The following is a 24,227-nucleotide window of genomic DNA, read 5'->3' as shown; positions in this document are numbered from 1 at the left end:
AACTAATCGAATCCTCCTCAGTGATTATCCCTGAAAATTAACCTTCCTACATATAGGCAAACGCCGTGAACGTTGTAGGCAAAGGACCATAGACTGTTATCAGGATTGAAACATTCGAGGAGGATATCCATGGAATCAAATACAAATTTTCATCAACAGGTCGCTTGGAATTGCATGAATAAATATGTAGGTATAGTAACGACTGATGGTCAATCCTTTGACGGCTTCATCGCTCACGTGGATCAGAACTATATCACCCTAGCGGTTCCCAGCAATGAAATGGTCGATCGTATGAACGGAATGCCTGCCGAGCAGTCGAACTATAGACAATTCGGGTTCCAGCCCGGCTTTTACCCAAGACGCCGCTTCTATCCACGCCGTATCCCTTTTTTCGGAATAAGCAGTCTATTTCTACTCCCGTTTTTTATCTGACTCGGTGCAGGGGGATGAAGGGTCATCCCCTTTCTAGCTATTTAACTACTTAATCGGAGAAAATTAAGAAGTAAATACAACTCTACATCTATATTGATTATAAAAAAGAATTGCCATCCTACTCTATCGTATGGTATTATAAATTTCGTCGCAGGACGGTAGCTCAGCGGGAGAGCACTATCTTGACAGGGTAGGGGTCATGGGTTCGAACCCCATCCGTCCTATACTGAAAAAGCCTTATATAATAAGGCTTTTTCTTTTGTTTAGGGATGTTTATGTTTTGAGTGAATTACGAATTGGTGCCATTATGGTGCCCTGTAGTAGACTAAAGCAAAAGTGGTGCCATAATCGGCACCACTTTTTTTATCCCTGTAACCATTTAAGAAATACATCTTTTGAGACTTTTATCATCTTTCCTACCCTCACGATATGAAATTGACCCGAGTTTAATAGTTCATATGTTTGACGCTCACCTATACCAAGTATTTGTTGTATTTCCTTCGCTGTAAGTACAGAGGGATAATCAGAAGTAGTCTTATACATTTGTTCAATCACCCTTCTCTTCCTCCTTCTCGAAAGACAAAAACTCAAATATCCTATATTTTTCAAGAGCCGCTTCAACGGCAGCTTGCGTCCGTTCTCTATCTATCTCAGGCAATAAAATCTGTTGCACTGGGCAATCCCCCTTTGTTAAGAATCCCCCCACCGAAGTCGGGGAGTGTACCATCTTAGAACGGCAGATCGTCTTTATTCACAGGAATTATTTGACCATCTGTATCTTTTAGTTCCTGTTGTTCTTCCTGTTCTTCCTGATCGTCTTCTCTTTCTTCGTTCTCGTCTTCCTCTTCAGTCACCTCTTCTATCGTCATCTGACCGGAGTCAACATTAACCGATCCATCATTATCAATCGTTCCGCGAATACCTTGATGCGTATGTGTTGGAGTATAATCATCCAGATCAGCTTGCGAGCTGCTGAAGCTTACGAATGCTAGCCAGTATTTTTAATGTTTCGCAGGATGGATACCTGCTGGTCTGTGATATTGCCCTCGATCGTTAACGTGATTACGTCCTCTTTATTACCAAATTTGATATCCTTGATCTTTGTAGTTACGTTGGCTTTCATTTATAATTGCTCCTCTCAAATTTGGGTTTTATGAAAAAATAACCACCGCAGCTAATGCGATTATTGAAGCAACACATATTGCTGCCATGTCATGCTACCGAATTTATTTCTGTCCATTTCGGCGATTTACCCTATGAATGAAACTAAGAGAATAAAAGCAAAGATGATCTTAACCATATTGACGTCAGTTCCTCCCTAAATCCGTGCTATATTAATTAAGAGGTGAATTTTATGAACGGCAAGAAAGTTATCACTATTCTTTTATCCATCTCTTTACTAGGTGTGATTGCTTACTTCGGAATAGCTTATGGATTACTATGGTATATCTTTAATGGGTAAGAAATGAAGATTATCCAACCCCTTTATAAGTTCAGTACAGCCAAACTATCTCTTATATCCTCCTTGTGGGAGAGAGTCTTTTTTTTGAAATTTGTTATACTTAAATAAAAACTTTTAATGAGGTGCTATCTTGCAATATTTTTTTTTAATACCGTTGGTATTTGTTTTGGCGATTCCCTTGGTTTTACTGTTAAAAGGTGATTATGGAACCAAAAACAAAGTTTCAGATAAAACTACTAACATAGAAAAAAAATTAGACAGAATAATAGAATTACTTGAAAAGGATAAGGATGCATAAGCATTTTTATCTTTTTTTCATGTCGCAATATGTATCTACTACGTTATAACCTTTGTGAGAGGAGGGCTATTAACCCTCTCTGTCCCTGTATCTTCGTACTGAGAGTATCCGATTTTGAATCTGTTATGAGTCGATTTCAAGCGAGAGTAACTGATAAAATAACTCAACTCACTGGGACACTCCCAGCGTATTACGCCATCTTTGATATCTTGATATACAAAGGTAAGGATACGGAGTTTGTACATCTGGAGTCCCGGACCATATCTGGCATGCTTCGAAGCCCAGTATTTACAGAGTTTATCGTATAAGCACTAATAGACCCTTCAGGCATAAGCTTGACAGGTTATTTTATGTTTGTTCTGAATCTAAATCGCTACGGGACAAACGTGGCAACTCATAATTTCTAACAACACCTAGCCTCTAAAATTGGTCCCTTTTTTTATTAAAGAATTGGTAAAGGCGGGAGTAGACTCAATTGGTGTACTGGGATCAACTGGAAACTATGCGTATCTTAGTAGAGGGGAGCGTTTGCGTGTCCTTGAGCTTGCTGTTAGTTCTGCTGAAGGGATTCCCGTGATGACAAGCATAAGTGCGATTCGAACTTCAGAAGGACTTCAATTAGCGGAAGATGCACAACAAGCTGGGGCAAGTGCAGTACTCTTGGCTCCTATCTCCTATCAGGCACTAGCAGATGAAGAGGTGTTTTTTCTATACGAGCAGGTGAGAAGTTCACTCTCCATTCCACTTTGTGTTTATGATAATCCCGGCACTTCACATTTCCATTTCAGTGATGAGCTGCACAGCAGAATTGCTGTAGAAAAACTCAGAGCTGTTATTCCACTCCATGTTACGTTTGGAATAAGCGGGAATCCATCCGCATATCCAGGCTTAAGTGCAGGTTGTGACTTATGGTCTCAGTGCTAGGTGGTTTATTTCCGAGGTTATGTCTAGATATCACAAGAATGACTCAAAGTGGCCATTAGAAGAAGCACAACACCTTTCAACATTACTAGAACCGATCTGGAAGTTATTCAATAGCTATGGTAGCCTTCGAGTGATTTCAGCAGCTGCTGAAATAATTGGCTTAATTAAAAGTCCTAGTCTTCCCTTGCCTTTACAACCATTAAACAAATCCGTTAGGAATCACCTGAATATCATTCTAAAGGAATTAAAGTTTACTGTATAAACTTAATATAATTCATTGGGAAGTATATATGCTGCTCTATAACACTGGTAAGGATCGTTAGTTTTCATCAATACAACAAATCCCCCTCCTACCACTTAAGGTTGATGGGGGATTTGTTATAGACATGCTTATGCCAAAATCACGTTTAAAATATTACAACATTGTCAATTGTCAACTATTTTGCGTTCATTAACAATGAAGTGGGTATTTTATGAATATAATCATCTTATGCAAGGGGGCTTTAATATGAATCTCACACTGATTTTTCACGCAATTGAAACAGAATTACAACTACAAATACATTTAGTCAGTGGAGAGACATATGTTGGTTTTTGTCAGGAGAGCGACTCTACAGGTTACTTCACAATAAGAACTAAGAGTGGTTTATTTTCTTTTCCTTCTTGGGCGATCAAACGGATTAAAGAAGTGTGATATCGTAGGTTATTGAATGCATGCTCTAAATTCAAATCACTTCCAAACAAAATGAGATCCAGCAAGTTTAATAGATCCGGTGCATCCCCTCTACAATCCCACCATAATCTATAAGATGACCTATTGGATCTGGTTCCAAACGAAACCAATCCAAGTATGAGTATCCATAGAGTTGCTGGTTTCCCCACAATAAAGTATGTCTCTCTGTATTGAAAATCTTTATTGTTCATCAGTACAAAAACTCCTTGTTCTCCGAACTATCTATTTCTTCGCAACCAATCGTTTTTCTGCTTTAAAGTCCATCTTAATAACTTTATTGTTGTTCATGTAATTATCCCACGAATCATACTTCCAATTAGGTGAAAAGTTATGACTAATCACATCGATGTAAATACGACACTAAGTAAACACTTCCCGCTTCTGGCACATCTTTATTGTAAAGACACTTCTTGCATTGTAGCTGTGGCTCTTGAAGAAAAACGTGGACAAAATTGAGATTAACTCCTGACTGTCCTTGGTGAAGGGGAAGTATCCGATCTTTTTACAACTCCATAACAACTGTCCTCCTAATTCTATAATAACTTGGTGTTAAGATGTATTAAAATTCATCATCTTAGATCCCAATGGAGGTAATCCGATTGAACAAGAAAAAGCGGTCCGCTACATTAGTTGTTATCCTGTTTTCAGCTGGTGTGCTTGCAGCCAGTGCGCTGCTCGTCCCCAGCCTGATGAATTCCGTAGTTTTCGCCAAGAACAGTTCGTCAATTCAGGGCAGTAACCGGCTGGCTTTGAGTGAAAGCACGATACCCGTGCTGAAGGTGGAGGCGCCGGCGCCAGTATCCACCATACAACAAGACCTGTATCAACAGATGACAGCAGCGCAAATCCAGCAAATCTATGACTTTATAGACAAGGCAGAAGATCCCCATACTTCAGGTCGGGAAGAAACCGAATCCGAAATCAACCGCAGACAAGTGTTGGACGATAAGTATGTGTATGACGGCCTCCGCCCCAAGCAGCAGCTGCCGTTAAAGGCTGGACAAGCAGATTTGTATCTAGATTTAGAAACCAATACGTACACCTACCCGGAGAGGAGTATGACTGATGAGGAACTGTTACAGCTGATTGACTGGTACTACCGGCTGAATTACTTCGTGTCCAAACGAAATCCGACTGTGCCTCAGCTTCAGCCTCAGAAAATCAGCCAGGTTGAAGCTGAGGCACTGGCCTCTGACAGTGTGCGCAAGCTGTTCGATGCCGACGTGTCCAAGCTAAAAACATCGGGAATGCTGATTGAGCTGGGACTAACCAAACGTCCAACCTGGACAGTTCATTTTGCTCCTTACAAGAATCTTACCCTGCTCGGATCAGGCGAGGTATTCTGGGAATATGATGTGTTGATTAATGCAACAACCGGTGCCGTAGAGGATACGACAGCCATTAATTTGGCACTGAAGAGAACTCCCATCGACGACGACGCAGCCGGCACCATCCAGAAGGATGCCAGTTGGATTCATAAAGCCGTGCAGGTCATCACGGACAAGCAGGGAGAAACAAGAACCATTATCAAAGCTTATCTAACCGATACCGAATTTAACAACAAACGCGGGATGGTGGATGTTAAACTGTTGCTGGAAGATGGAAGTAGCTATACCGCGGAGTTCCGCTATCCTGATCAGACCCTTCGCTGCCTAATCTATGAAGCATCTGACAAATCCAATTAAGCGGAAACGTTACAGAAATACAGCAGTCGGGGCACCACCGCCACACTGACTTTTTCAAGACCAGTTATTAATGTAATTGTGAGTATTACGCGATCACCAGATGGTTCTGATTCAGGTTGATCTGCCTTCTGAGGGGTAGTTGATGCTTCGTTTGAAACTTAACTTTCCATTATTATTCAATGTAGTAACTACATAAAAATTGGTCTTACCGTTAGAAACAGATATATCTAAAAACCTATCTTATTCCCAAGAAGCACAGTAGATGAAATACACAACATTAAAGATGCTGTCTCTAAGAGCGGTATCTGTCGATATGGTGCAGAGGTTACATTTAAAGATGAGATCGGATATCCATATGAGTATGGTGTCTGTAAAACAACCTTTCTGTGATGCTTTAAAGTAATTAATATTTATAACTGTCAAATCATTTCATGTGTAGGTATGACTATTGTGCTACACTTCATTCGTATGTTCGAAGGTTCCACCATTTGTAAAATCTAGTGGCCCAAGCATTTCCTACTGTGCATCAAATCTCAGTCGAATGAATAGTACTCAGCAGCCTAAATCTTGTAAATATTAACATTTGATTATAAAATCAAACAAAGGCGGTGTTAACAATGAGATTAGTACTGTTCATGTTGGCTGGAGTAGGCGCGATTTTCTATCTCTCATTAGGAATCATCATTGTAAAGGTAATCCTTACAAGAAAATTACCAAATAATAATTACACTCCATTTGACTACATCACGGCCCAATCTCCTGTTGAGTTTCACGATGAGAAAAAAGAGATAGAAGAAAATGCAGACCATGGTGATGATAAGGACAAAAACATCATTTCATTATCAAAACGACGACCTTCTCTTCCCTGATGCGCAATAGGCTGCTACTTCTTCATAGCCTTTGGGAGAGGATTGCTGTAACCTCCTCTATCCCTTAATGTCATGTATCTTCGTACTACGTTTCACTCAATCATTTTTTGTTAAACTAAATTTAGATTTTGTTAATTTGTTTAGAGAGGAATTAATGATTTGAAAATATCTATCCAAACATTCTTAATCACCATGTCTTTGGTATTTGGAATTATCATCGTACAAAAAAGCCTTCAATTAATTTTTTCATCTTCGGTACTTATTAGATCACTAAATGTTGTAATGATTATTATTCTTTCTGGCTGTATTGGCGCTTTTATAAGAACATTACTTCTGCCAAAAGAGAAATAGGCTGCATTACCGCTAGATAGCCTCTATACTTCGTAATATGCGTCTACTTCGTCATGACCTTTGGAGGGACACTCCTACTCCTTTAATGTTCTGTATCATCGTACTGTGACATAAAAAAACTCTTACGTTATAATAATGTTGAATTAAATATTGAAGGGACTGAACTATGCGCAGATATCGATATCTTAACCCCAAAACAAATAGATAATGGAGGTAATATATTGATTACAGAAATACAAACCAAAAGACTAATATTAAGAAAAATGAAATTATCTGACTCTGCTAGTTTGTTTAACATTTGGTCTGATCCTGAGGTTACAAAGTTTATGAATATCAATAGTTTCACTGAGGAAAGCCAAGCAGTAGAAATGATTAAAATTCTTAATAACCTGTCTTTGGAAAGCAAAGCTATTCGTTATTCCATAATTGAGTTAGAATCAAATCGCATAATTGGTTCCTGCGGTTATAATTCTATAGATTCTTCAAACGCTAAAGCAGAGATCGGATACGATATTAGTAAAGATTATTGGGGCAAGGGATATGCTCCTGAGGCCATTCAATCTCTGATGGATTATGCGTTCAACACTTTAAATTTCAACAGGATAGAAGCAAAAGTCGAACCCGAAAACAATAATTCCATCAGAGTTTTGCAAAAGTTAAACTATACATTCGAAGGAACAATGAGAAAGTGCGAAAAGTCCAAAGGAAAGTTTATTGATTTAAGCATTTTCTCAAAATTAGTAACAGAGTAACTTTTAATGGGTGGGCCTACATTTTTATGGTGTAGGCTTTTTATTTACTTCACGTTGCTCAACTCAACTAAATGAATAGTTTGCGGCTACTTCGTCATAGCCTTTGGGAGAAGAGGGATACTCCTACTCGTCTAATGAACTGTATCTTCGTACTGTGTATTAAGTAGAGCAACTGTTGTCACATCCTCCAAACGATGTACACATTCTTCCAGTTTGTACTCACAAAACATAATACGGTAAATGATTTAATCAATAGCAACCTTTTAGTTTATGTCGTAGCTGCTGCTATTCTTGAGGCATTACATAATCTATATGACTTTTTATGTGGCCATCTAGAGCGGTAATCTACTACTACCAAAGCTTTCCCAGGCACACATCATGGCGCAATAATGGATAGATTTACTCTATTGGTCCCTATTAATCATCTATTTTTTATATGGAGCACTTAATTGACCATCTATTGATTACATTGTATAATACAGGTATATTATGTAAAATAAAGGCAGGTGAGGCCGTTGGATGGAAATATCGATTTAGATTTAGATATAAATCTTCTAGATCTTGATCCAGCCGTAAAAGTTCTTAAAATGATATATTCTTTTGAAAGCTGGCCCAATCTTCTAAAACTAGCAGATACCTTTTTCAACCGAATAACTCAAATTTATAATAATTACACACACAATAATGAACTGGAACTAAAACACCAACGACCTTTAATTTATTATTATGGATACAGCTTGCTTATGTTGGGACTAGCCCACAAAGAAATCGAAAATTATGATAAAGCTCGAACTTACATTAAAGCTTACAGTGATTTGAGTTGGTTCAAGGGATTAGATGCTGAAGGATTAAATGAGGTAGCCTATTATAAGTACATATCAGAGCCAAATCTCTTAGAAGTAGAAGTGCTTTCCGGAAATATTCAATTCATAGATCGTTATGTTTCTTTCCTTTTATCCAACACTAAAGAAGTTCTACCGGGACTGATAACTTTGTTAAAAACAGCTACTAATTTCAATTTAAACATTGAATCTCATTTAGAACTTTTCTCTAATAGTATTTTAAAATTTGAGGATACCGCTGCTGATGAAATTATAATAAATTCCTACCAAGAAACTTTTTTTATTAATATGATCAGATATAAAACAAAAATTCAAGATTATAATTCAGCTATCAAATATAGCATGAAATTATTAGATTCTGCTGAGGTCACAAACTCTGATAAAATCTTTAAACAAGCAGTAGTATACTTCGAATCATTACGTTCATGTGCTGATGCTACTCAGATTAAAGATTTTGAAGAGAAAATAATAAATTTCAAAGAAAGGGTTGAGTCTCTGTGAAAAAATTTGCCGTCTCTTTATTGTTGGTCCTCACTATCGTCAGCATTGCGCCAGCACTGCCAAGTACCTCACCAGTGGTCTTATTCCACGGAGCAGAACATTAACATCAGAAGTACAGCGCGGGTTAGGAGATTGCTCCTAACCTGTTTTTTATGAAGTGCATTATGTAGTTATTGCAATAACATCCTCCATCTTGAACCAATCCCACTCCTCCTCCGACCAGCGGAGTTTAATTCCCTGTTGTTTATCCAGCTTCATCACAATACCTCGTTTTAATATATTCTCCATGGGATCAAACAGAGTGAGTGTAATCGGGCTGTGCTCTTCCATCGAACGATATAACAATATTTCAAAGCGCTCTATCTCCTGTAGATCTAGAGTGGGTTTTTCACGACGTTCCTGCTCATTATTGTCATCTATAATCCGGTTTTTATGTTCGGGCAATATCATTCTGCTACACTCCCATACGTTCTCTAATTTTTTCATCATGAAGCTGCCCTCCTAATAATCCGTCCAGTAGTTCGTTTTACTACCATCTATCCCCCATTGGAGTTCTTGTGGCTCTGACTTTCTCTTTTTAAACCTAGGGTCAATCCTTTCCCAGCCTTCAATAATTCGGGCGCTCTCGGGTGGAGTGTGTGGGGTCCATTCTATATATTTTTCGTTAACTAATTCCCTAAGCCCACTAATGATCTTATCTGGTGTCCGTCCACTCTTGATCTCTAACTCCTGTAAAGTTGGCATATGAGCATGATGCACGGCAGAGTGGCGCATGATCATTAGTAGCTTTCGGGCGGTGTCACTAAGCATAGCGCTTTTTTTGCACAGGCTGCCAAGCAAGAATATTAGCCTCCAGAAATACGCGCGGTGCTCCGGTTGATAAGCAAGTTGCGCGAATATATCCCCCACGAATCCCTTTCACATCAATTTTCCGTTGAGATATCTTACCTGATTTATCTTGATACACTATTTCAATGGTTTGACCGATGCTTATTTGCATAATTACTCACCTTCCAAGGATAAGAACATTTGTTTGTATTATAACCAAACGTACGTTCGTTAATCAATGTAAAAATATCCCGTCAGGCATGAATTATTACATACAAAGTCATCGCTCAGGTTTATAATTTGTTCTATAAGCATTTATTGCATTTCCGCAAACAAACTAAGGAGTATGAGTGTTTTTTATATGTTATAGGGGGAAACGAATATTAGGACCGATGACTGAGGCTGAAGCTATGCGTGAATGGTTTACTCTCTCCGGTACAGTGAAGGAGATTTATATTATTGAGGTAGATGAGAACGATAAGGTAAGACGTCAGATCGGACCCACTAAGAAAAAAAAGAAATAAATATAAAGGGAAAAAACGTAAAAACACCCCGCGGACCCATTAAGGTTGACGAGGCTGTTTTTAATTTTTAAAAAGGAAACTGAGTAAGCGAGACTATTAACAATACAATCCCAACAATCGAGGATAGCACAGCCATTTTATCTTTCGTTTTCAAATACAATGCCGCTCCATTAAATATTAAAGCTCCGCACATCCCCAGCATAGTCCAAGACACTATCACTTGATCCTGGCCGCGGAAAAATGTGATTCCCAGAATGATTGTTGCTGCACTGAATAAAATACCGCACACTCTTAGTACTTTCAGCAAAATGCTCACCTCCGACAAATAAAACATGCTAATCTAATATATTGGTTCCGCCATAAATTATAATTCATAGATTACTATTCCTATATCTGGTAGAATTAATTAGCAATTATTAGCAGATTTAGGAGGATATAAAATTGAACAAAAAAGCTTTTTTATGTATCGTGGCAACTATTGTAATCCTTTCCGGATGTGGTAGTTCCACAACAAATTCAGAGAAAAAAAATACAACGTCTACAGGAGTTATACCGTCCGAAGCAACAGCCAGCCCTTCAGAGCCCACTCCTGAGCCAAAAAAGAAACTTACAGCTTCCGAGAAACTGGCTCTCAACTATGTGGAGATTTTCCTCAATGGTTCAGATATCGAAGCGAAAAAGAAATTCGTATCCGAAAATATACTTCCAGATGTACAACCCATTTTCCAAATGGCTGAATCTACTGAGACACCCGAGAATAATAAACTTAAGAATCCTACAGTAATTGAAACAGCTGATTATACGGACAAAGATGGCGGAAAAGATAAACTCGTGCTTATCCAAGGTGAGAAGTCTTCCTCCAATAGCGAACTTATCATTTTTATTAAAAATGACAAAGTTGGTTGGGGGTATTCGTCTAATGACAAAGATAAGGATGCATTTAACGAAGTGAGGAAACTCTTCAAGGAACCTGTAAATAATACCTCTGATTCAGGTAATGCAGGTACAACTGAACAGTCTCCTGAAGCGATGCTTAAAGAAATCAGTAATTTTGTCGTTTCAGATATTTGGAATGATGGATTTGTTGATATCAGCTGGTATGCAGGTTCAGGAACTGGCTCTACGGGTGAAACAATAGATATAGATTTTACAATCGAGCAATTAGGAAAAGCTATGATTCAAAAAATGGAATACGATAGTTATATCAGCAACCTTGATGCAAAATATGATTCAATTAAAAGCATCTGGGCTAAGCTCACGGGTGAGATGGATCGTATGTACAAACAAATCCAAGATACGCCTCCTATTGCAAATGATGCAACCACCAAAATAGATACAGGATTATTCACCCAGTACTTGGAAGCCTTTACTGATGAGGTTAACAAATTACCTAATACTTAGATTAAAAAATAACGTCCCTGCCGGCCGCCACGGTTAGCAGGGATTTTGTTCGGCTTTAATGGCTTGCCGCTCAAAATAGTAATCCACCAGAGCATAGATGAAACCAGCAATACCGAAAAAAATAATAGCTGTACTACTATTCAAATGGTATTCCCGTATAAAGCGTTCATCGTACACCTCGTAAAAGAAACCATATCCCGCAATACCACTCAATAAGAATATCATTATGCGGTTTACTAAAGGATTAACTATCTTTCGAATAACCCATGATAAAGGAAGCAGTATAACCGGGTAAAGAAGAACTGAAAAGAGGAACACCAGAAAAATAAAAGCAAACCCAATGTTTTGAAAACCGTAATATTCTGTTGTACTTATTTTAGTTCCTTCCCAAAGCTCCAATCCAAAGGCTGCCAGGGTGAATAAAATCGTCGAAATAAACCATAACATTATAGGCTTAACTGCACGCAAAACAATCCCACCATCTTTATGCTTTTTATACTTACAGCCGATTTTTCAAATCATCATTTCGCACTTGGTTTAGATGGATTACCTTTTTACCTTGCTGAATAATTCTTGCATGTAATCTTCCGTCATGTATTCTCTAAACTCTTTATCTAATAAGTCTATTTCATCTTGATTTATCCATTGGTAGTTAAAAATAGTCCCACAGTCTTCACCTTCTCCTTCTCCAGTGAAGCTCCACTTTTCAGGTAATCTCGTTTCTGGAATTAGAAGGTAGTCATGTCTTTCGACATTCGCATCTATAAAATCCTTATAATAATATTGTGTGCCTATTTTCTTTACTAATTTAAATTGTTTAAGTCCACTTTCTTCTTGAATTTCCCTGAATAACGCTTCTTCTTCTGTTTCCCCGGCATCGACATTTCCACCTACTAATCTAAAGGGTACTTCTGGTTCATTAAGATAGACTAATAAAGTCTTTTCTCCAACTTCATTGTCTTGCAAAATAAATCCGTATACCTTCTTTCTAATCGGTTTTCCTATCTTCATCGTGACACCTCATATCTTCAACATCTCTTCTGGGACTAAGTGGCTCTTCTAATATTGTTTTTCGATCTCCACACTATTTTTTTGTGCCCATTTATTTAATAGTGTAAAAATATCTTTTGCTTCATCCTTATTTACCTGTATCGTAATTATTTTTTTCTTTTTTCGAGCCGGAATTATATGAAAAAATATTGAAATAGGATTATGAATCACATTTTTTTTCAAGGAACCACACGTAATATTTGTTTCACCAATTACTACATTATCATCTAGTACTTCAAGTTTATGCTTTTCCTTTTGACTTTTTAACGAAATAAATAGAAAAGGAAAAACTGGCAGGACAAAAAATAAATAATAATAAACACTAAGATCAAAAAACACATTCAAACCTACGTATAAAGCATTGGCTAATAAACAATATGAAGTTAAATAAGGATATTTTTTACTATGAGGAAAAGTTACCAGCATTCTATTGCTATTATTTGTGTCCAACATACTTACACCTCTATTCATCACCTTAATTATTTCACTTTGGATAATTATATCATTAATTCCCATATATTATAGTTATGATTTCCCTTTGGAAGGGTTAATTGTCTTTGTAATATGGGTAATCCATTTTCTCTTAGTCTGAATCCATGTTATAAAATTAGTATCGAATCTAAGTTGTCGAGTCGAAAACCCTCCAGGGATAAATATCAAATCATAGGCTGACAGATCAGGGGAAACCTGGTTTATTTTCAACGTCAATCCTCGATCATCCGTGACTTCTTCCTTGTTGGAACAAAAATCCCACGATACATTTTCTATCGCCTTTAGAACTCCCATCCGGGTAACCGCATCGTAAAAACCAACAAAATCTAACGTGGTCATCCCATCAAATAGAATATAAGCCACCCTCATCATTTTCATTCTACACACTCCTTCGATACTTTTCGGCGAAATTCATTGGGGGTGATCCCGTATTCATTTTTAAAAACACGATAGAAAGAACGCAAACTGTTGAATCCGGAATCAAACGCGATATCCGTGACCGGATGAGTAGTGGATAACAGCAGCATATGAGCAAAGGCTACCCGTTGGCCATTGATGTAATCACGAAATGAAATGTGAAACTGCTCAGAAAAAATTCGGGAAATGATAAATTTACTAATGCCAAGCTCTCTTGAAAGCGTATTCAGATTTATGTGATCTAAAAAATGCATGTCGATGTAAGCTAGGATTTTGGGGACGAGATCCATTTCTTTTTTATAGTCTACTTTTTTCATTAGCAGTAACGGCAGCGCGTGCCCTAATACTACAGAGGTATAAGCCTTGAGCAGACGAACATCACATTGTTCTTTATATAGTTTATACAAGGTTGCCAACAGATCTTGAAGCACCTTTTGTTTCGTAACTATAGGGTTATCCGGAACATGATTAAGCAAATCCCCCGCAAAATCCCCCGGAAAAGTGGCGTCAAAAAAGAACAGTAGGATCTGGCTTTTCTCTAGGGTTTTGTAGCTGTGAGGTTGATTGGAGAAAATAATCGCTATGTCTCCTTCAGACAAATCATACTCTTTTCCATTGATGTTGATATTGATTTTGCCGGACAAAACCATTGTTATCTCTACATTTTTGTGTAGATGAAGAGGATAAGTGTTATTGGTAGAAATAAAGGAGTGAAACGCCTGGTCACGATGCTGATATTTAATATTCATGTTTTTCTCCCTGTCGTCATGGAATGCCAAGCACTATAGCTGCTGTAATACTAAGAACATAATATGAATTTGTTCGTTTACGCAAGAACCAAAGAGCAATAGTTGGCACAAAAAAAGATTTTTTTGGCAGGTAAATACGCCCTAAAAGTTTTAAAGTATTACCAGTAAGCTGCTTGTCGCAGACCAGTATCATTTCACTGAGAGGAGGAAGTATAACAGGAACAGCATTCAGCGATAAGACTGTTTCCATGTTATACGTCAAAAAGATGAAATGGAAGAGTAAAAAATCAGGTAAGGTTATAGGTGTCTTATTGAGTTTTTCGGTAGCGTTTTCATTTTTAGGAGGTCACACACTTGCAGCTTCAGGGCAGGCAGACGGAGACAAAAGTTTTGCGGGTGCCTCTATTCTTGCTTTTCCTGGCGCGGAAGGTGGCGGCGCCTATACAAGCGGTGGTCGAGGGGGCGATGTATACATCGTAACTACCCTTGAAGATTACGCTGTAAAAGACAAACCGATTGCAGGGTCCCTTCGCTACGGGATTTTATCTACGCCTAAAGAGGGTCGTACCATTGTTTTTCATGTTTCCGGAACGATTGAACTGAAGAGCACGTTAAGTCTCAATAATATTAAAAACCTGACCATCGCTGGGCAAACCGCTCCAGGCAACGGAATTACCATTGCAGGTTGGGATACCAATATCAGCAATTCAGAGAATATCATTATTCGGTACACCGCTTTCCGTCCGGGTGCCACTAATGTGTATAATGGCAGTGATTCAATGGATGCGCTTTGGGGGAGAGACAACAACTACTTCCTCATTGACCATTGTTCCTTCAGTTGGAACACAGATGAAACTCTATCTTTATATAGAGGCGAAAATGGCACGATCCAGTGGTCCATTATTTCCGAAAGTCTGACTCTATCCGGGCATTCCAAAGGAAGACATGGCTACGGCGGTATTTCAGGCGGAGACAAAACAACATTCCATCACAATCTGTATGCGAACCATACCTCGCGAAATCCAAGACTAGGCGGCGGTTACGCAGGTGCTGCAGATGCTGATCATGTGGCGGTTGTTCAGTTCTCGAACAATGTAATTTACAATTGGGGCTTTAACGGCACTTATGGCGGAGGTTTTACTTTTACTAACTTTATGAACAATATCGAAATTGCCGGCCCAGGTACAAGAGATAATGTAACTAACCGAGTGATTGATGCCGGTGAAGCTACCAAGCTGGGCGGTTTCTATATTACTGGAAACAGAATTAACGGTAAGCTCACAGGCTTACTGAATGATTCTTCAGATTATGTGAAATTTTCTGGCGTACAGAGTGGTGAACAAAAGACGACCCTTGCAGCCACACCATATCTTTCCGCGGACAGTACTGGAGTTAACCATGGTATTACCAATAAAGCATTTGATAATTATGTTAAGTCCGGCGTAAAGCTAGCGAATGAATCACTATTAAAAAGCATTCTGCAACAAGCGGGAGCTACCTATCCACGTCGCGATGCTATCGATGCAAGAATTGTGGCAGAAGTCGAGCAGAACTCGGGAAGATATATCAACACTGAACATGAAGTCGGGGGTTACATTTCAGACTTTGGCGTCATTGAGGCTCAATATGATAAGCAATTTGACACTAATAAAAACGGAATAGACGACAAGTGGGAAAAGAAAAATAAAATCTGGGGCATCAAGGATGCATACAAAACGGTTACTAAAAATGGTTACACCTGGCTTGAGCTTTATATTAACGGCCTAGTTGATATGAAACACGTCGCCGAAAACCCTGATGCTAAGCTTTTAGCGCCAGAAAACAATGCACAATTTGTTACCGGGAAAGAGGTCGAAGTTAAAATTAATGCTTCCCCTAAATCCGGAAACAAAATAAAAAAAGTTGATGTATATAATGGTTCTAAATATCTTGGAGAAGCAGCCAAAAAAGGCAACACATACACATATACCCTCAAGAATTTAACGGATGCTTCCTACTATATTTCTGCAAGAGTGACCGATACCCAAGGAAATGAGACGCAGACCACAGCCACTAACATCCACATCAATGCTGCTACCTCTTCCCTGGCTGGAAAGGGTTGGACTACAGCAGATATCGGTGATCCGAACATTAAGGGTTCCGGAAGTATGACAAATAATGTGCTTACCGTTAAAGGCAACGGAAAGCTTGGAAAAAGTGAAGGTGGCACAGAACGATCCGAAGCAAACAATGCAACCAAAGATGACTTCCACTTCGTGTATAAAGAAATGAACGGAGATATGGAATTTACCGCGAAGCTCGAAGAAATCGGGGCCGTTGACAACCATGCCTTCACCGGGCTAATGATCCGCGATGACTTGAATAAAGACAGTGCCGCGGCGGCCCTTGGTATCTCCTATGTGAAGTTGTCCAAAGAAACCAGCTGGTCATCTTATCTGACGGGCAGAAATATTAAGGGCGGAGGATTTGATGAATTAACTGAAACTTTAGACAGCGTATCTGCTGCTGAAAAAGCTGGCATTCAACTTGTTTCAGATATTCCATTTAAAATTAATGGTGTGGAGCAAGGGTATTGGCTCAAGCTTGGCCGTAAGGGAGATGTTTTCTATGCTTACGGATCAACGGACGGAAAAGACTGGAAGCTAATTGGCGAGCGAACTATTGTTATGGATGGTTCGGTATATGTCGGATTCGCCGTTGACAGCAATGATGTCGCCAATAAGATTGAGCAACTGAACTATGCTAAGTTCTCTAACCTTACTGTGGAGAATACATTCACTCCAATAGGTGACTCAGCGATAAATAAATAGCGTCTGTTCATTTCCACAGTTCCAAAAAGACGGAAGCCAGTAAAGCGGCTTCCGTCCTTTTATTGCTATCCAATTGGACCAGCACAATAAATTGCCTGATTCACTGTTCAATATGGCTTTAAAGTTTTTTCTTTAACATTACTTCATCATCCTTAACATACCCGCTCAATTCATACGCTTTAATGGCTACACGATTATCTTCTCCTGTTAAAATCTTAACTGTTTTGACTCCACGAGAATAAAGCTGACTTTCCAGAAAAGAAATTATTGCAGTAGCGACACCATTTCTACGAGCTGACTCTTTTACATACATTTCAGTAATTTCACCATATGCTTCATTATAACAAAATGATTTCAGACTTTGAGCACAGCCAAAACCAACCACTTCATCCCTTAAAGTAGCCACGGCCACCACTTCATTATTGCTGTTCAAACACTTGATGATCTCCGGCACAGGACGTTTTACTCCACCATTGAACTCATGATTTAATCTAGACAAAACATCCGCGTCACATATCGTTGCTAGCCTAACATTTGGAAGCATTCTCTTCCCCCTCTACAACGTTTCCTTTTCAAGAACATACTCTTCATTGGAATTTTTTAAAACGATATCAAATTTATGATGATAAGAATGCATAAACAACTCATATTGCATCCTACGCTGTTCATGGGATTTTCTTAAATAATTAATATCTGTTCCTCTTTCAGAAACATCACGTATACTCCTTCTTATCAACTCAGTTTTTCCATCCGTGTATAAGTAGATTTTCAGATCATACAAATTCGGATCAGTAAAGGCAACACTCATGCCTTCTACAATATTTACCTTCTTTTGTGAAGATATGAACATACTTTTTGTATAGTCCGTACCAATTGTGTAAAAATCCAACCCATCCCTCAACATATGAATGTCTCTCTCTAAAGCAAATATATGATGAGCAGCAGGATGACAAGCTGTCACTTTATCGTGATAATGTACATTCTTATATTCATAGTCGATAGAAGTGTATTTTCTAAGACTAGATTCAACAATATAGGGGTCTGTATTAATATAATTCACATCATCCTGCTGCAAAAGCTTTAAAAGATTATTAGCAAACGTTGTTTTTCCAGATGCACCATGACCCGAAATCCCAATGATGATTCTATTAGCCTCACCGCTAATCAAATTAGCTATCTTATGTAACACCTTGTCCATATTATTCGCCCCTCTCCCTACTCGATCCTATGTATTCCTTACTCCGCTATGGTTTAGCACATTAAAATCAATGGTGCATTTTATATAAAGAAACTTAATAGAAAGGGGTAGATCTTCCATGGCTACTCGTCAGCCAGATTTAGTATTGATCAGTTGGAGCAGAAATCCTTTGGTTGCTGGATCAGCACGTAGGATTATTGCCGCCCGTGTTATTGGAAATGCCGTGCCGTGCAGACCTAGCTTGAGACCCAACGGATTGCTTAACACCGCTTTGGCTTGCTTATTAGACAACGATGTTGGTTTTAAAGTGGTCTTTCGTAAAAAAACTTCAAGCATTAGTGGATATATTTTGTTACAACGTAACTAATAGATTTAGGGGGCAGTGACATTGCTGTTCTCTTTTTCCTGTGTATCTCATTGCACTTAAAGTCCAATCAACCCTAGAAAATGGTGTATATAATTTATTAGAAACTGAATCTGATTGAAATTGGGTGAGTCCATGAAATTACAAGCTGTGAAAAAAAGCTATGATTTAATAGTAAGCTTAGGGATGTCTTGTGCTCCTGCTATAAATCTGCAAAGAAATAGCTTGAGGAAATTCTCCATGCCGCTCGACTGGATGGTTTCTTATTCATTGGCTGATGTAAATAGACTTTATAAGAATAGATTTCAAAATTTCATGGAATTAATAAATCTGCAAATTCTTGATGAAACACATTTTTTTCTGGAGGATGGATTACCAGTCTATCCTAATGGGAATAAAAATGCACTAGTGAAATCCTATTTTATTCAGGATACTTTATATAACATTATCTCAGTTCATGATTTTCCAATCCAGCAAGGTAAACACTGGTCTATAACCTATCCTTCGTATAAAGCGAAGCTGGAATTACGAATTAATAGATTTTGGGACAAGTTAATCCACAGTAAAAAAACTTTATTCATTAGATGGTCCGCCTCATATGAACAGGCTGTAGAGCTACAGTCAATTTTGTCTGATTTATTAAAACCGAACGAATTTCTTATTCTTATTCTTATTCCCGTTCGTGAATCAACCTCGGTACAAGAATTAAATTGGAACATTAATGATATTTGTGTGTTAGAAGTTCCTGAGGATATGAACGATTATGATAGCTGGGATTATATTTTGAAAGACATACACGTAACTAATAACTAATTTCGCTTTGATCGATCATATGATTAATTATTTCCTCTGCTGCAAAAACATATGGATACAAATACAGCCTACTGATGCTGACCAATAAAGCAATAGGGTTACTAATTCCAAAATCGTATTGACTCCCATGCGCTGCTGGATTTGCAGGTTCAGGCTCTACAAGATCATACTTCTCCATCAGCCTTTCCTTGGTTCCACTATCTACTACTGTTCCGTTTCCTTTATCCGCAAGGACAGATCCCGATTGAAAACACGCCATGAATAAGACACAGCAAATGGTGAGGATCGCTAGTTTCTTTTTTCGCATCATACATCTCCTAATTCTTTCTGGGTCTCCCCTATAACTTAGAGCCGTTCAAATTATTTCTTGGGTAATCGCAGGAAAACTATGTATTCGACAATCTTGATCAGTATAGATCATATTCCATGAAAATAATGGGAGAAAAAGTATCGAATTCTATAATACTCCTTTCTATATATAAAAACAAAAGCACCCCACAGCTAAAATTAGCAGGGTACTTTTGGATGCATCGCCGTATTTACAATACCAACATTCCGCTGAGCGGTTTATGGAGTTGGTGTTCCGCCGTTCGCATTCAGTGTTTCGCCACTGATATAGCTAGATTCCTGGCTGGCCAGGAATACATATGCCGGAGCCATCTCCGCAGGCTGTCCCGGACGACCTAGTGGTGTGCTCGACCCGAACTCCTTCAGCACTTCCTCCGGTTGCCCACCCACAACTTGAAGAGGTGTCCATACGGGACCAGGTGCTACTACATTGACGCGAATCCCCTTATCAGCTACTTGCTGAGCGAGAGACTTACTGAATGTATTAATAGCAGCCTTGGTGGTCGCGTAGTCCAAAAGGATCGGTGAGGGATTATAAGCTTGAATAGAAGAAGTGTTAATAATGGTGCTGCCCGGTTGCATATGCTTCACCGCAGCTTTGCACAGCCAGAACATAGCATACACGTTCGTCTTAAATGTGTCGTCAAAATGCTTCGTAGTGAGATCAGCGATGTCTGGAACGAATTGCTGTTTGCCCGCGATATTGGCTAAAATATCAATTCCACCTAGCTCTTTAACCGCAGTATCGACGAGTTGTTCGCAGTATGTCTCATCCTTCAGATCGCCTGGAATGGCGATTGCAGTACGACCCGCTTCCTGCACTAGCTTGACCACCTGCTTTGCATCTTCCTCTTCCTCGGGCATATAAGATAGAACAATATCTGCCCCCTCACGAGCAAAAGCAATAGCAACAGCACGGCCTATACCGCTGTCGGCTCCCGTAACTAACGCTTTACGTCCGGTCAGACGCCCAGTTCCTTTATAGGTATCTTCTCCTGTATCAGGTACTGGATTCATTTTCTTCTGCAGACCCGGCTCCTCTTGTTGCTGCTGAAATTCCGGTCCAGCCTTAGTGTACTGAGTGGTAGGATCTTGCATCGTATATTGGTTAGACATCGATCAATTCCTCCTTTATTTTTAGAAATACATTTTTATATTTTCCGAACTCTTTGTTATGTAAACACAACAAGCACGCCTCTAAACATTCACCTTCAATAACATAGCCTTGAATAGTGCCGCAAAAATACCCCAACCACCTGTCAAGGTGGCTAGGGTATCCCCCGCCTAAAAATAAATATATGGAAGCTCACTTGTTAGTTAGGGAACGCTCCGTATAGTCTGGCGTATACATTAGATAAAGGAGTGATAAATCATGGGCTTTTTTATATTCCTCTTTGTACTATTAGCATTGCTTAATATCTTCTTTCCTCATTTGGGATGGTACATGCGCTATGGCTGGATGATGAAAGGTGATGTAGAACCCAGTGATGCCTATTTATTAATGACTCGCATCAGCAGTATAGTGGCACTTATTATCCTCTTTTTTATCTGGACTAGTTTCTGACTTACCCTAACGCTCTTAACACATCTTCAATCTTGCGCTGATGCGACAATACCCCATAATTCATCCAGGCCATAAAATCCACCTCATATACACAACGATTACGAACAGCGGGCAGATTGCGCCAAAGCGGTGTATCCAACAGCTCCCGTCCTTCTCCTTCCTGTCGATCAAAGGTAATGAACAAATGATCTGCAGTGAGGCTCGCAAGCTCTTCTCTTGTTAGGCTCACCCGCTTCTGTCCACGAGTCAACTTCGGAACCAAGGCATGGGGCTGCAAACCTAAATCATCATGGAGTACGCTACCTGTATACCCCAATTGCCCGCATCCATAGAGATTGATTCCGTAGGAAGATATTCTTAGGCATGCTACAGTCTGCCCTTGGACAGAACGGTTTAGCACTCGTCTAGCTTGCTGCGCCCGATGCTCATAATTGCCGATCACTTCCTGGACACGATCCGTTCTGCCAAAGACGGCTGCTGCGGAAAATAACGTGGCCCGCCAATCCTCTTGATGAAAAGGCAGCTTGAACAACGGAGCAATTTGGCTGCACTCATCCAGGTGCCAACGCTGAAAGCCATCATCCAGCAGGATCAGTTCGGGCATGTACTGGGAGAGCTCCTGCCAATCGCCAGTCGAAATATCAACCGCAGGCACATCGAGGAGGGACAGATACTCTTGCTTCCCCCACTGAGCGTGAGAATATTGCGCCACCGGTGTAATATCCAGAGCCAGCAGGTAGTCTTCCAGAAAAGGAGCGAACACCCGCAGCCCTTCCTGATGGAAGCTTCTGTATTGGCCGGGCGTAACGCCCACCGATCTTTTGAAACGCCGGTTAAAATAATACTCATTGCTATACCCTACAGATAACGCGATGTCATGCATACGGTCATTCGTAAGCAGCAACTGCTGCTGCGCCCTTTCAATACGAAGTCCGTTCAAATGCTCTAAGGGAATCCGCCCTGTCACTTCTTTAAAAATCTGTGTGTAGCGTGCACGTGTAATGCCTGCCACTTCAGCTAATTGATCGACGGTTATGGCGTGATTGTAGTGTTCCTGCATATAGCGGATGGAACGCTGTACCGCCTCATGGGCTCCTTTCATCTGGATGACAGAGGAATTTGCCCGCATGATCAGCAGCAGTAACTCTTGAAAGCGGGTATGGCCTGCGAACCATTCAATCTCTTCCGTACTTCTGCGACTATGATAGATAGCCTCCAGCAGTAATGCACATTGTGAAAAAGGTCTGCAGCTTAGCGGACCGGACTGGAGTATTCCTTCTTTAGTCCCCTTTTCCATTCCACTCTGCCTGCTTCCCCCCGTTTCGATGACTTCAAACGTAAGCCTATAAAAGCTAAGTCCTCGCTCCTCGGCATTAATTTTGCTTATTAGCCCAGGTTCGAACAAGAACCCGACACCTTTTTCCAGAGGAAAACGCTTCTCCTCGGCTTCTAACCATCCCTGTCCTTCCGATACAATGATCAGGGTATGATTTTGAAACACTAAGGTCTGTCCGTTCACCGATAAGGATTGGGCTTCTATGTTAATCAAGCTATAGAATAGCCTCTTTTTATTGCTGTCTTGTAAATCTTCTGCCATTCTAGCGCCCTCCAATTGAGAACCATTTTCATTCACTTTACTATAGTTTAGAATAAAAAAGAAGGTCTATCAACTATGCTGATAGACCTTCTTTATGCTATTCCTTACGACGGCTGCCGTTTTATTTCACCATAGCTTTCAGCAAGTCATCAAGCTTCATCGAATTGGCTGTGATGGCACCAGTCTGCCAGTGGGAACGTTCCATTCTATAAACATTCCCGTTCTTCACCGCCGGCAGGCTCTTCCACAACGGGCCATCAAGGATTTGAGTCGCTTCCTGATTCCCTTCAGTATCCCAGCCCCCGTTGTCAGGGAACACAATGATATGATCCGCTTCGAGCTGAGGGATAAGCTCTTCGGAGATAATAGATTGATATTCGGTCATTTCTGCCGCCATAGGCACAGGTGTCAGGCCAAATTGAGAATAAATTACACCGGTGAAACGGTTTTTAACACCGAATAGAGCAAAGGTTTTATCCGCTACGTTGAGCCGGATCACTGCTACTTTTTCCTGACCTAGGGCCTGTTGCAGCTTAGCTTTCCCCTCTGCCACTTTCTGATCGTACGCTGCAAGGACAGATTCCGCCTTCTCCGGAATACCGAGGGCATCTGCAATAGCCGTAAGCACTTGTCTTGAGTCTTGCAACACCGCCTCAGGTAGACGATAGGTTGGTGCTATCTTGGAATATTGTTCATATTTCGCCGCATCCGCACCTCCATCCACAATAATCAAGTCAGGGTCTTTTTCCAGCAACACTTCCATACTACCGGTAATATCAAATTCTGGTACATCAAGATTTAAATAATCCTGTTTGCCCCAGCTTGGATGATACCACTGCACCACCGGGGTAATGCCCAATGCCTTCAAATAATCTTCAACATAGATCCCGGCTACCCGTTGCGGTTTAATTGGAATTTCAACATCCCCGAATTCCCCGGCAATCGTCCGAGTTGCACCCTCTTCTGCGGCATTTCCATTTCCTTCAGTTGGTGCGCTAGTGCTCGCTGAGGTAGATTCCTCTGCATTCTGTGTCTTAGCAACGTTTTCTTTCGCAGTATTGTTATTCGTTCCGCATGCTGCCAGCGCAGTTATTGCCATTATAAGTACCGCTGCCCATAAAAACTTCTGACCCCATCTTGCCATTGATCCCTTCACTCCTATGCTTTATTGTCATTGATTATCATTCTCAATAACCTTTATCACAATAGTAGCATGACTTTCA

33 protein-coding genes, 1 tRNA gene and 1 pseudogene are annotated in these 24,227 nt (G+C 39.9%); 14 read left to right on the top strand and 21 right to left on the bottom strand.

Features of this window, described 5'->3' with window-relative positions; translation table 11 throughout:
- Positions 1 to 129 precede the first annotated feature (129 nt).
- Both MHH50_RS12060 and MHH50_RS12055 read left to right on the top strand, forming a co-directional pair.
- Complete coding sequence (locus tag MHH50_RS12060; RefSeq protein ID WP_036686108.1) at positions 130 to 432, top strand: hypothetical protein; 303 nt, start codon at positions 130 to 132, stop codon at positions 430 to 432.
- Positions 433 to 584: 152 nt separating this feature from the next.
- Positions 585 to 656: transfer RNA gene (locus tag MHH50_RS12055), tRNA-Val, on the top strand.
- A gap of 139 nt (positions 657 to 795) precedes the next feature.
- Here MHH50_RS12055 and MHH50_RS12050 read toward each other — a convergent pair.
- The 4 genes from MHH50_RS12050 to MHH50_RS12035 all read right to left on the bottom strand — a co-directional run bounded on the left by MHH50_RS12050 (position 796) and on the right by MHH50_RS12035 (position 1,555).
- Positions 796 to 975, bottom strand: coding sequence for a helix-turn-helix domain-containing protein (locus MHH50_RS12050; RefSeq protein ID WP_076100890.1), 180 nt, complete (start codon positions 973 to 975; stop codon positions 796 to 798).
- Positions 976 to 979: 4 nt separating this feature from the next.
- Complete coding sequence (locus MHH50_RS12045) at positions 980 to 1,105, bottom strand: hypothetical protein (RefSeq protein WP_256716059.1); 126 nt, start codon at positions 1,103 to 1,105, stop codon at positions 980 to 982.
- 55 nt (positions 1,106 to 1,160) lie between these two features.
- On the bottom strand, positions 1,161 to 1,301 hold the full coding sequence (locus tag MHH50_RS12040; RefSeq protein ID WP_175618939.1) for a hypothetical protein: 141 nt from the start codon (positions 1,299 to 1,301) through the stop codon (positions 1,161 to 1,163).
- Between the two features lie 119 nt (positions 1,302 to 1,420).
- Positions 1,421 to 1,555, bottom strand: coding sequence for a hypothetical protein (locus tag MHH50_RS12035; protein WP_256716060.1), 135 nt, complete (start codon positions 1,553 to 1,555; stop codon positions 1,421 to 1,423).
- 469 nt (positions 1,556 to 2,024) lie between these two features.
- Between MHH50_RS12035 and MHH50_RS12030 the strand changes: the two genes are divergently transcribed.
- The 7 genes and pseudogenes from MHH50_RS12030 to MHH50_RS12000 all read left to right on the top strand — a co-directional run bounded on the left by MHH50_RS12030 (position 2,025) and on the right by MHH50_RS12000 (position 8,849).
- Positions 2,025 to 2,192 carry a hypothetical protein gene (locus MHH50_RS12030; protein WP_254847617.1) on the top strand — a complete coding sequence of 56 codons (168 nt, stop codon included), beginning with the start codon at positions 2,025 to 2,027 and terminating at the stop codon, positions 2,190 to 2,192.
- 441 nt (positions 2,193 to 2,633) lie between these two features.
- Positions 2,634 to 3,378: pseudogene (locus MHH50_RS12025) on the top strand (dihydrodipicolinate synthase family protein); the annotation flags it as partial.
- Between the two features lie 246 nt (positions 3,379 to 3,624).
- The gene (locus MHH50_RS12020; protein ID WP_139330169.1) at positions 3,625 to 3,810 is read left to right on the top strand and encodes a hypothetical protein; all 186 of its coding nucleotides are present in this window, start codon (positions 3,625 to 3,627) and stop codon (positions 3,808 to 3,810) included.
- A 638-nt stretch (positions 3,811 to 4,448) separates the two neighbouring features.
- Positions 4,449 to 5,534 carry a hypothetical protein gene (locus tag MHH50_RS12015; protein ID WP_081386268.1) on the top strand — a complete coding sequence of 362 codons (1,086 nt, stop codon included), beginning with the start codon at positions 4,449 to 4,451 and terminating at the stop codon, positions 5,532 to 5,534.
- 617 nt (positions 5,535 to 6,151) lie between these two features.
- The gene (locus MHH50_RS12010) at positions 6,152 to 6,403 is read left to right on the top strand and encodes a DUF3951 domain-containing protein (protein ID WP_036686019.1); all 252 of its coding nucleotides are present in this window, start codon (positions 6,152 to 6,154) and stop codon (positions 6,401 to 6,403) included.
- Between the two features lie 572 nt (positions 6,404 to 6,975).
- Complete coding sequence (locus MHH50_RS12005) at positions 6,976 to 7,506, top strand: GNAT family protein (RefSeq protein WP_076183325.1); 531 nt, start codon at positions 6,976 to 6,978, stop codon at positions 7,504 to 7,506.
- Positions 7,507 to 8,021: 515 nt separating this feature from the next.
- Complete coding sequence (locus MHH50_RS12000) at positions 8,022 to 8,849, top strand: hypothetical protein (RefSeq protein WP_076279829.1); 828 nt, start codon at positions 8,022 to 8,024, stop codon at positions 8,847 to 8,849.
- 162 nt (positions 8,850 to 9,011) lie between these two features.
- Here MHH50_RS12000 and MHH50_RS11995 read toward each other — a convergent pair whose 3' ends face one another.
- From MHH50_RS11995 to MHH50_RS11985, 3 genes are read right to left on the bottom strand one after another with little or no spacing between them, the layout of a single operon-like run.
- Positions 9,012 to 9,338, bottom strand: coding sequence for a YolD-like family protein (locus MHH50_RS11995; protein ID WP_076279830.1), 327 nt, complete (start codon positions 9,336 to 9,338; stop codon positions 9,012 to 9,014).
- Positions 9,339 to 9,350: 12 nt separating this feature from the next.
- The gene (locus tag MHH50_RS11990) at positions 9,351 to 9,689 is read right to left on the bottom strand and encodes a hypothetical protein (protein ID WP_076130556.1); all 339 of its coding nucleotides are present in this window, start codon (positions 9,687 to 9,689) and stop codon (positions 9,351 to 9,353) included.
- Entirely contained in the window at positions 9,652 to 9,849 is a 198-nt protein-coding gene (locus MHH50_RS11985; protein WP_282579736.1) for a hypothetical protein, read from the bottom strand. Before MHH50_RS11985 ends, MHH50_RS11990 begins: the two co-directional genes overlap by 38 nt.
- A 220-nt stretch (positions 9,850 to 10,069) precedes the next feature.
- Here MHH50_RS11985 and MHH50_RS11980 point away from each other — a divergent pair, with 220 nt between their 5' ends.
- A complete protein-coding gene (locus tag MHH50_RS11980) occupies positions 10,070 to 10,201 on the top strand; it encodes a hypothetical protein (protein WP_256715146.1) in 132 nt (43 codons plus the stop codon).
- A gap of 67 nt (positions 10,202 to 10,268) precedes the next feature.
- Here the strand turns inward: MHH50_RS11980 and MHH50_RS11975 are convergent, their stop codons facing one another.
- Positions 10,269 to 10,508, bottom strand: a complete 240-nt coding sequence (locus MHH50_RS11975; protein WP_076189823.1) for a hypothetical protein — start codon at positions 10,506 to 10,508, stop codon at positions 10,269 to 10,271.
- A gap of 134 nt (positions 10,509 to 10,642) precedes the next feature.
- Here MHH50_RS11975 and MHH50_RS11970 point away from each other — a divergent pair, with 134 nt between their 5' ends.
- Positions 10,643 to 11,602, top strand: a complete 960-nt coding sequence (locus MHH50_RS11970) for a hypothetical protein (protein WP_139331038.1) — start codon at positions 10,643 to 10,645, stop codon at positions 11,600 to 11,602.
- 33 nt (positions 11,603 to 11,635) lie between these two features.
- Here the strand turns inward: MHH50_RS11970 and MHH50_RS11965 are convergent, their stop codons facing one another.
- The 6 genes from MHH50_RS11965 to MHH50_RS11940 form a co-directional block, all read right to left on the bottom strand.
- The gene (locus MHH50_RS11965) at positions 11,636 to 12,070 is read right to left on the bottom strand and encodes a hypothetical protein (protein WP_081383513.1); all 435 of its coding nucleotides are present in this window, start codon (positions 12,068 to 12,070) and stop codon (positions 11,636 to 11,638) included.
- Between the two features lie 78 nt (positions 12,071 to 12,148).
- Positions 12,149 to 12,613: an NUDIX domain-containing protein gene (locus tag MHH50_RS11960; RefSeq protein ID WP_076183322.1), complete on the bottom strand. Its 465-nt coding sequence runs from the start codon at positions 12,611 to 12,613 to the stop codon at positions 12,149 to 12,151.
- A gap of 48 nt (positions 12,614 to 12,661) precedes the next feature.
- The gene (locus MHH50_RS11955) at positions 12,662 to 13,168 is read right to left on the bottom strand and encodes a hypothetical protein (protein WP_340034373.1); all 507 of its coding nucleotides are present in this window, start codon (positions 13,166 to 13,168) and stop codon (positions 12,662 to 12,664) included.
- Positions 13,169 to 13,177: 9 nt separating this feature from the next.
- Positions 13,178 to 13,522, bottom strand: a complete 345-nt coding sequence (locus MHH50_RS11950; protein WP_340034372.1) for a DJ-1/PfpI family protein — start codon at positions 13,520 to 13,522, stop codon at positions 13,178 to 13,180.
- Positions 13,519 to 14,310 (bottom strand): AraC family transcriptional regulator, encoded by a 792-nt coding sequence (locus tag MHH50_RS11945; protein WP_076130560.1) that lies wholly within the window; start codon positions 14,308 to 14,310, stop codon positions 13,519 to 13,521. Before MHH50_RS11945 ends, MHH50_RS11950 begins: the two co-directional genes overlap by 4 nt.
- 16 nt (positions 14,311 to 14,326) lie before the next feature.
- Entirely contained in the window at positions 14,327 to 14,560 is a 234-nt protein-coding gene (locus MHH50_RS11940; protein ID WP_340034371.1) for a hypothetical protein, read from the bottom strand.
- A 16-nt stretch (positions 14,561 to 14,576) separates the two neighbouring features.
- Here MHH50_RS11940 and MHH50_RS11935 point away from each other — a divergent pair, with 16 nt between their 5' ends.
- Positions 14,577 to 17,120, top strand: coding sequence for an Ig-like domain-containing protein (locus MHH50_RS11935; protein ID WP_340034370.1), 2,544 nt, complete (start codon positions 14,577 to 14,579; stop codon positions 17,118 to 17,120).
- Between the two features lie 118 nt (positions 17,121 to 17,238).
- Here MHH50_RS11935 and MHH50_RS11930 read toward each other — a convergent pair whose 3' ends face one another.
- The 3 genes from MHH50_RS11930 to MHH50_RS11920 form a co-directional block, all read right to left on the bottom strand.
- Complete coding sequence (locus tag MHH50_RS11930; RefSeq protein ID WP_076183313.1) at positions 17,239 to 17,664, bottom strand: GNAT family N-acetyltransferase; 426 nt, start codon at positions 17,662 to 17,664, stop codon at positions 17,239 to 17,241.
- 12 nt (positions 17,665 to 17,676) lie between these two features.
- Positions 17,677 to 18,318 (bottom strand): phosphoribulokinase, encoded by a 642-nt coding sequence (locus MHH50_RS11925; RefSeq protein WP_340034369.1) that lies wholly within the window; start codon positions 18,316 to 18,318, stop codon positions 17,677 to 17,679.
- Between the two features lie 129 nt (positions 18,319 to 18,447).
- Positions 18,448 to 18,609 (bottom strand): hypothetical protein, encoded by a 162-nt coding sequence (locus tag MHH50_RS11920; protein ID WP_179088354.1) that lies wholly within the window; start codon positions 18,607 to 18,609, stop codon positions 18,448 to 18,450.
- A 208-nt stretch (positions 18,610 to 18,817) separates the two neighbouring features.
- Here MHH50_RS11920 and MHH50_RS11915 point away from each other — a divergent pair, with 208 nt between their 5' ends.
- Positions 18,818 to 19,495, top strand: a complete 678-nt coding sequence (locus MHH50_RS11915; protein WP_076279832.1) for a DUF1796 family putative cysteine peptidase — start codon at positions 18,818 to 18,820, stop codon at positions 19,493 to 19,495.
- On the opposite strand, the gene MHH50_RS11910 is transcribed toward MHH50_RS11915, so the two are convergent.
- Both MHH50_RS11910 and MHH50_RS11905 read right to left on the bottom strand, forming a co-directional pair.
- The gene (locus tag MHH50_RS11910) at positions 19,485 to 19,754 is read right to left on the bottom strand and encodes a hypothetical protein (RefSeq protein ID WP_340034368.1); all 270 of its coding nucleotides are present in this window, start codon (positions 19,752 to 19,754) and stop codon (positions 19,485 to 19,487) included. The two genes, MHH50_RS11915 and MHH50_RS11910, sit on opposite strands and share 11 nt — an antisense overlap.
- A gap of 308 nt (positions 19,755 to 20,062) precedes the next feature.
- A complete protein-coding gene (locus MHH50_RS11905; protein WP_076141729.1) occupies positions 20,063 to 20,959 on the bottom strand; it encodes an SDR family oxidoreductase in 897 nt (298 codons plus the stop codon).
- 256 nt (positions 20,960 to 21,215) lie between these two features.
- On the opposite strand from MHH50_RS11905, the gene MHH50_RS11900 reads away from it, so the two are divergent.
- Positions 21,216 to 21,407, top strand: a complete 192-nt coding sequence (locus tag MHH50_RS11900) for a DUF6199 family natural product biosynthesis protein (RefSeq protein WP_076130567.1) — start codon at positions 21,216 to 21,218, stop codon at positions 21,405 to 21,407.
- A gap of 1 nt (position 21,408) precedes the next feature.
- Here the strand turns inward: MHH50_RS11900 and MHH50_RS11895 are convergent, their stop codons facing one another.
- Together MHH50_RS11895 and MHH50_RS11890 are read right to left on the bottom strand one after the other, a co-directional pair.
- The gene (locus MHH50_RS11895) at positions 21,409 to 23,004 is read right to left on the bottom strand and encodes a helix-turn-helix domain-containing protein (protein ID WP_076141730.1); all 1,596 of its coding nucleotides are present in this window, start codon (positions 23,002 to 23,004) and stop codon (positions 21,409 to 21,411) included.
- A 121-nt stretch (positions 23,005 to 23,125) separates the two neighbouring features.
- Complete coding sequence (locus MHH50_RS11890; RefSeq protein ID WP_076279835.1) at positions 23,126 to 24,148, bottom strand: ABC transporter substrate-binding protein; 1,023 nt, start codon at positions 24,146 to 24,148, stop codon at positions 23,126 to 23,128.
- Positions 24,149 to 24,227: the final 79 nt, after the last annotated feature.

Source organism: Paenibacillus sp. FSL H3-0302 (genome assembly GCF_037982245.1).
Taxonomy (GTDB): Bacteria; Bacillota; Bacilli; order Paenibacillales; family Paenibacillaceae; genus Paenibacillus_AQ; species Paenibacillus_AQ odorifer.
This window is presented reverse-complemented; position numbering and strand designations above follow the sequence as displayed.

Coding starts and splice junctions, on each gene's coding strand:
- MHH50_RS12060 (WP_036686108.1), top strand. CDS start 130: ATGGAATCAAATACAAATTTTCATCAACAGGTCGCTTGGAATTGCATG.
- MHH50_RS12050 (WP_076100890.1), bottom strand. CDS start 975: ATGTATAAGACTACTTCTGATTATCCCTCTGTACTTACAGCGAAGGAA.
- MHH50_RS12040 (WP_175618939.1), bottom strand. CDS start 1,301: ATGACGATAGAAGAGGTGACTGAAGAGGAAGACGAGAACGAAGAAAGA.
- MHH50_RS12035 (WP_256716060.1), bottom strand. CDS start 1,555: ATGAAAGCCAACGTAACTACAAAGATCAAGGATATCAAATTTGGTAAT.
- MHH50_RS12020 (WP_139330169.1), top strand. CDS start 3,625: ATGAATCTCACACTGATTTTTCACGCAATTGAAACAGAATTACAACTA.
- MHH50_RS12010 (WP_036686019.1), top strand. CDS start 6,152: ATGAGATTAGTACTGTTCATGTTGGCTGGAGTAGGCGCGATTTTCTAT.
- MHH50_RS11995 (WP_076279830.1), bottom strand. CDS start 9,338: ATGATGAAAAAATTAGAGAACGTATGGGAGTGTAGCAGAATGATATTG.
- MHH50_RS11985 (WP_282579736.1), bottom strand. CDS start 9,849: ATGCAAATAAGCATCGGTCAAACCATTGAAATAGTGTATCAAGATAAA.
- MHH50_RS11980 (WP_256715146.1), top strand. CDS start 10,070: ATGACTGAGGCTGAAGCTATGCGTGAATGGTTTACTCTCTCCGGTACA.
- MHH50_RS11960 (WP_076183322.1), bottom strand. CDS start 12,613: ATGAAGATAGGAAAACCGATTAGAAAGAAGGTATACGGATTTATTTTG.
- MHH50_RS11955 (WP_340034373.1), bottom strand. CDS start 13,168: ATGGGAATTAATGATATAATTATCCAAAGTGAAATAATTAAGGTGATG.
- MHH50_RS11950 (WP_340034372.1), bottom strand. CDS start 13,522: ATGAAAATGATGAGGGTGGCTTATATTCTATTTGATGGGATGACCACG.
- MHH50_RS11945 (WP_076130560.1), bottom strand. CDS start 14,310: ATGAATATTAAATATCAGCATCGTGACCAGGCGTTTCACTCCTTTATT.
- MHH50_RS11940 (WP_340034371.1), bottom strand. CDS start 14,560: ATGGAAACAGTCTTATCGCTGAATGCTGTTCCTGTTATACTTCCTCCT.
- MHH50_RS11935 (WP_340034370.1), top strand. CDS start 14,577: ATGAAATGGAAGAGTAAAAAATCAGGTAAGGTTATAGGTGTCTTATTG.
- MHH50_RS11930 (WP_076183313.1), bottom strand. CDS start 17,664: ATGCTTCCAAATGTTAGGCTAGCAACGATATGTGACGCGGATGTTTTG.
- MHH50_RS11925 (WP_340034369.1), bottom strand. CDS start 18,318: ATGGACAAGGTGTTACATAAGATAGCTAATTTGATTAGCGGTGAGGCT.
- MHH50_RS11915 (WP_076279832.1), top strand. CDS start 18,818: ATGAAATTACAAGCTGTGAAAAAAAGCTATGATTTAATAGTAAGCTTA.
- MHH50_RS11910 (WP_340034368.1), bottom strand. CDS start 19,754: ATGGCGTGTTTTCAATCGGGATCTGTCCTTGCGGATAAAGGAAACGGA.
- MHH50_RS11905 (WP_076141729.1), bottom strand. CDS start 20,959: ATGTCTAACCAATATACGATGCAAGATCCTACCACTCAGTACACTAAG.
- MHH50_RS11900 (WP_076130567.1), top strand. CDS start 21,216: ATGGGCTTTTTTATATTCCTCTTTGTACTATTAGCATTGCTTAATATC.
- MHH50_RS11895 (WP_076141730.1), bottom strand. CDS start 23,004: ATGGCAGAAGATTTACAAGACAGCAATAAAAAGAGGCTATTCTATAGC.
- MHH50_RS11890 (WP_076279835.1), bottom strand. CDS start 24,148: ATGGCAAGATGGGGTCAGAAGTTTTTATGGGCAGCGGTACTTATAATG.